Source organism: Campylobacter sp. CNRCH_2015_1657 (genome assembly GCF_025772685.1).
In the GTDB taxonomy this organism is placed as follows: Bacteria; Campylobacterota; Campylobacteria; order Campylobacterales; family Campylobacteraceae; genus Campylobacter_D; species Campylobacter_D lari_D.
This window is the reverse complement of the sequence record NZ_JAKMSO010000019.1, coordinates 1-5909: the sequence shown is the minus strand read 5'-3', so window position 1 is coordinate 5909 and position 5909 is coordinate 1. Positions and strand designations below refer to the sequence as shown.

The following is a 5909-nucleotide window of genomic DNA, read 5'->3' as shown; positions in this document are numbered from 1 at the left end:
CTAAAATAACTAAAATAATTAACAATAAAAATAACTATAGGATTGTATATAAAGTAAGAATAATAAGAATTAACAAGTCCGCAATGAGCTACTTTCCCCCTGCCAGTAAGGCGTAGTATCATCACCCACGATGTGCTTAGCTTCTTGGTTCGGGATGGAGCAAGGCGTCTCCACATCTGTATAATCACGGACATTGTTATTTAAATATTCTATTTAATATAGCATAATAAAAACAATCAATAAGATTTAAACATAAAAATCATTTTTATTTTAACTTTCATCTTATTCTTATATTTAGATGTTTTATTGAACTAAATACTTTATTGTTTCATTTTAGAATACTTAAAAAACAATGTTAAGAGCAAGTTCTAATATAAACTTTACTTATAAGATTTTATAAACTTAAGAATGTAATTTTTATATAAATATTTCATATAAAAACACTCAAAGCTTTATTAAAAACCTTAACAAGGAAGTGATGCTTAAATAAGATAAGCCAAACGCTCTATTAGTACTGGTCAGCTAAAGGACTTTCATCCATTACACACCCAGCCTATCAAACTAGTAGTCTTCTAGAGAGCTTAGAGAAGATTCATCTTAGAGTTGGCTTCACGCTTAGATGCTTTCAGCGTTTATCCGTTCCAAACTTAGCTACGCTGCGATGCTCTTGGCAGAACAACAGCTACACCAGTGGTTTGTTCAACCCGGTCCTCTCGTACTAGGGTCAAATCTCTTCAATCTTCTTACGCCCACGGCAGATAGGGACCGAACTGTCTCACGACGTTCTGAACCCAGCTCGCGTACCGCTTTAAATGGCGAACAGCCATACCCTTGGGACCTGCTCCAGCCCCAGGATGCGATGAGCCGACATCGAGGTGCCAAACCTCCCCGTCGATGTGAGCTCTTGGGGGAGATCAGCCTGTTATCCCCGGGGTACCTTTTATCCTTTGAGCGATGGCCCTTCCACACAGAACCACCGGATCACTAAGACCGACTTTCGTCTCTGCTTGACTTGTATGTCTTGCAGTTAAGCTGGCTTATACCTTTATACTCTACGAACGATTTCCAACCGTTCTGAGCCAACCTTTGTAAGCCTCCGTTATTATTTGGGAGGCGACCGCCCCAGTCAAACTACCCACCAGACATTGTCCCACTTGAGGATAACTCAAGCTGGTTAGCTACCCAAATAAGAAAGAGTGGTATCTCAACAACGGCTCATATACAACTGGCGTCATATACTCAAAGCCTCCCACCTATCCTGCACATTCTTATCCAAATAGCAGTGTCAAGCTGTAGTAAAGGTCCACGGGGTCTTTCCGTCTTGCCGCGGGTAGGAGGAATTTTCACCTCCACTACAATTTCACTGGATCCCTCTTTGAGACAGCTCCCATCTCGTTACGCCATTCATGCAGGTCGGTATTTAACCGACAAGGAATTTCGCTACCTTAGGACCGTTATAGTTACGGCCGCCGTTTACTCGGGCTTCGATCAAGAGCTTCGCTAATGCTAACCCCATCAATTAACCTTCGAGCACCGGGCAGGCGTCACACCCTATACATCCTCTTACGAGTTAGCAGAGTGCTGTGTTTTTGGTAAACAGTCGGGAGGGACTCTTTGTTGTAAGTTTCTTCGCTTTCGGAGTAAATCCTAATACGAAGCGAACCACACCTTATACCGAAGATACGGTGCTATTTTGCAGAGTTCCTTAAAGAGAGTTCTTCCACGCGCCTTAGAATACTCATCCCACCCACCTGTGTCGGTTTACGGTACGGGCAACATTAGCTAAACTTAGAAACTTTTCTTGGCTCGACGGCATCAGCAATTCTCCTCGCTGTCCGAAGACTTTGAAGAGCCTTTCAGTTCTCGGAGTATTGTTATACGGATTTGCCTATATAACCTCCTACGACCTTAGACTAGCACTTCCATCCGCTAGCTTGCTTAGCCCTAAGCGTCCTTCCATCGCACACTAATGTTGGTATTGGAATATTAACCAATTTGCCATCGTCTACCCCTTTCGGACTCGACTTAGGACCCGACTAACCCTACGATGACGAGCATCGCGTAGGAAACCTTGGGTTTACGGCGTTAATGATTCTCACATTAATTATCGCTACTCATGCCTGCATGCTCACTTCTATTCGCTCCAGCACTCCTTACCGGTATACCTTCGGCGCAAATAGAACGCTCTCCTACCACTTGATAAAATCAAGTCTACAGCTTCGGTACTTACTTTAGCCCCGTTATATTTTCCGCGCAAAATCACTAGACCAGTGAGCTATTACGCTTTCTTTAAAGGATGGCTGCTTCTAAGCCAACCTCCTGGTTGTTTAAGTAACTTCACATCGTTTTCCACTTAAGTAAGATTTAGGGACCTTAGCTGGTAGTCTGGGTTGTTTCCCTCTTGACGACGGATTTTATCACTCGCCGCCTGACTGCTGTGATTACATATAAGGTATTCGGAGTTTGATAGGGTTTGGTACATTGGTGTATGCCCTAGCCCATTCAGTGCTCTACCCCCTTATACTACGACACAACGCTATACCTAAATATATTTCGGAGAGAACCAGCTATCACGAAGTTTGATTGGCCTTTCACCCCTATCCACAAGTCATCCGGGGGCTTTTCAACGCCTATCGGTTCAGTCCTCCACTAGTTCTTACACTAGCTTCAACTTGCTCATGGATAGATCACTTCGTTTCGGGTCTGCAGCATCTGACTTAAGCGCCCTATTCAGACTCGCTTTCGCTACGGCTTCGCGTGTGCTTAACCTTGCCAGACACCACAACTCGCAGGCTCATTATGCAAAAGGCAGTCCATCACACTGTATTGCTACATAGTGCTCTGAATGATTGTAAGCAAATGGTTTCAGGTTCTATTTCACTCTGATCACCTCAGTTCTTTTCACCTTTCCCTCACGGTACTTGTGCACTATCGGTCTGGTAGTAGTATTTAGGGTTGGATCGTGGTCGACCCAGCTTCAGACAGGATTCCTCGTGTCCCGCCCTACTCAGGATACTGCTAGCTAAGGTTTGGTTTTCGTATACGGGACTATCACCCTCTATGGCTACACTTTCCAGAGTGTTCTACTAACCTTACCTATTGCACATTGCAGTCCTACAACCCCCAGTGCAAGCACTGGGTTTGCCCTCTTGCGCTTTCGCTCGCCGCTACTGACGCAATCTCTATTGATTTCTTTTCCTGTAGGTACTAAGATGTTTCAATTCCCTACGTTCGCTCCATTATGGTAGTATATATCTCTATATACTGGGTTGCCCCATTCGGAAATCTACGGATCAAAGCTTCTTGACAGCTCCCCGTAGCTTATCGCAGTCTAGTACGTCCTTCATCGCCTTTACCAGCCAAGGCATCCACCATTCGCTCTTAATAGCTTACCTTTTAAATTCATTCTAAAACGCATCACTTCCTTGTTAAAGTTTTTATGATAAGACTTTACTATCTTAAGACGGAAAGCATTTAAACACTTAATAAAACTAAATAAATTAGTCTAACTAAGCTGTGAGTTTAAAACTTGTCTTTAACTAAAAGCTAAAGAAAAGATAGTTAGGTTTTATCCTTTAACAAGTCCTGTAAAATTGTTTTTATTAAAACTTGCTTGTGACTCTTAACAATGATAATTCAAATAACATTAAATAATTAATCTAATATATAAAATATTCTATTATTTATTTAGCTTAGGTCTTAAAACCTAAAGGAAGTATATATAAAGAGTTTAAATAATTTAAAAACATAAGTAATAAAGTATTTTACTTTACTTATTGCTTTATTATTAGCTATATACTTGCTTTAAGTTTTAAAACTTTATTATATGATTGATAAACAAATCTTTTTTATGGTGGGCCTAACAAGACTTGAACTTGTGACCTCACCCTTATCAGGGGTGCACTCTAACCAGCTGAGCTATAGGCCCTTAATAAATGGTGGAGAATAGCGGGATCGAACCGCTGACCTCCTGCGTGCAAAGCAGGCGCTCTCCCAGCTGAGCTAATTCCCCAAAATTAGCTTTTCATCAATCTTTGAAATCTAAACAAGGATGATTGAGTCTATATATGAACTGATAGTTGTGAGACTTATCAGTTTGTACTCTAGAAAGGAGGTGATCCAACCGCAGGTTCTCCTACGGTTACCTTGTTACGACTTCACCCCAGTCGCTGATTCCACTGTGGACGGTAACTAGTTTAGTATTCCGGCTTCGAGTGAAATCAACTCCCATGGTGTGACGGGCGGTGAGTACAAGACCCGGGAACGTATTCACCGTAGCATGGCTGATCTACGATTACTAGCGATTCCGGCTTCATGCTCTCGAGTTGCAGAGAACAATCCGAACTGGGACATATTTTATAGATTTGCTCCACCTCGCGGTATTGCGTCTCATTGTATATGCCATTGTAGCACGTGTGTCGCCCTGGGCATAAGGGCCATGATGACTTGACGTCGTCCACACCTTCCTCCTCCTTACGAAGGCAGTCTATTTAGAGTGCTCGGCCGAACCGTTAGCAACTAAATACGTGGGTTGCGCTCGTTGCGGGACTTAACCCAACATCTCACGACACGAGCTGACGACAGCCGTGCAGCACCTGTCTCTAAGTTCTAGCAAGCTAGCACCCTCTTATCTCTAAGAGGTTCTTAGGATATCAAGCCCAGGTAAGGTTCTTCGCGTATCTTCGAATTAAACCACATGCTCCACCGCTTGTGCGGGTCCCCGTCTATTCCTTTGAGTTTTAATCTTGCGACCGTACTCCCCAGGCGGTACACTTAATGCGTTAGCTGCATTACTGAGATGACTAGCACCCCAACAACTAGTGTACATCGTTTAGGGCGTGGACTACCAGGGTATCTAATCCTGTTTGCTCCCCACGCTTTCGCGCCTTAGCGTCAGTTAAGTTCCAGCAGATCGCCTTCGCAATGGGTATTCTTGGTGATATCTACGGATTTTACCCCTACACCACCAATTCCATCTGCCTCTCCCTCACTCTAGACTACCAGTTTCCCAAGCAGTTCAACGGTTAAGCCGTTGGATTTCACAAGAGACTTGATAATCCGCCTACGCGCCCTTTACGCCCAGTGATTCCGAGTAACGCTTGCACCCTCCGTATTACCGCGGCTGCTGGCACGGAGTTAGCCGGTGCTTATTCCTTAGGTACCGTCAGAATTCTTCCCTAAGAAAAGGAGTTTACGCTCCGAAAAGTGTCATCCTCCACGCGGCGTTGCTGCGTCAGGGTTTCCCCCATTGCGCAATATTCCCTACTGCTGCCTCCCGTAGGAGTCTGGACCGTGTCTCAGTTCCAGTGTGACTGATCATCCTCTCAGACCAGTTAAGCGTCATAGCCTTGGTGAGCCATTACCTCACCAACTAGCTGATACTATATAGTCTCATCCTACACCGAAAAACTTTCCCTACTCAACTTGTGTTAAGCAGGAGTATAGAGTATTAGCAGTCGTTTCCAACTGTTGTCCTCTTGTGTAGGGCAGATTAACTATACCTTACTCACCCGTGCGCCACTAATCCACTTCTAGCAAGCTAAAAGCTTCATCGTTCGACTTGCATGTATTAGGCACGCCGCCAGCGTTCACTCTGAGCCAGGATCAAACTCTCCATAAAAAATATAGATAGTTTAATCTTTTTCTTCAAAGAAAAAGTATTTTAAAGATTAATAAAATAATCTTTAATTATTAATTGATAGATTTACATTATTAAGGTAAATCTCTGGCTCAATCGATCACTTATTTAGATTTCAAAGATTGACTATAAGATTTGATTAACAATATTAATAATTTAAAGAACAAATATTAAAAATTAAGATAAAAATCTTAAGTTTTTTAAGTCCCTTTTATTTGAAAAGGAAATGAAATTATAGCAGTAAAAGCTTAAAGTTTTATTAAATTTGGGA

The 5909-nt window shown here is 42.7% G+C and carries 2 tRNA genes and 3 rRNA genes; all 5 read right to left on the bottom strand.

Features of this window, described 5'->3' with window-relative positions:
• Positions 1 to 75: 75 nt before the first annotated feature.
• Positions 76 to 192, bottom strand: a 5S ribosomal RNA gene (rrf, locus tag L8X27_RS07915).
• 295 nt (positions 193 to 487) lie between these two features.
• Positions 488 to 3395 (bottom strand): 23S ribosomal RNA (locus L8X27_RS07910).
• A 456-nt stretch (positions 3396 to 3851) separates the two neighbouring features.
• Positions 3852 to 3928 (bottom strand) — tRNA-Ile (locus L8X27_RS07905).
• A gap of 8 nt (positions 3929 to 3936) precedes the next feature.
• Positions 3937 to 4012: transfer RNA gene (locus tag L8X27_RS07900), tRNA-Ala, on the bottom strand.
• 95 nt (positions 4013 to 4107) lie between these two features.
• Positions 4108 to 5620, bottom strand: a 16S ribosomal RNA gene (locus L8X27_RS07895).
• Together the 16S, 23S and 5S rRNA genes with 2 tRNA genes alongside form the textbook arrangement of a ribosomal RNA operon.
• Between the last annotated feature and the right edge of the window lie 289 nt (positions 5621 to 5909).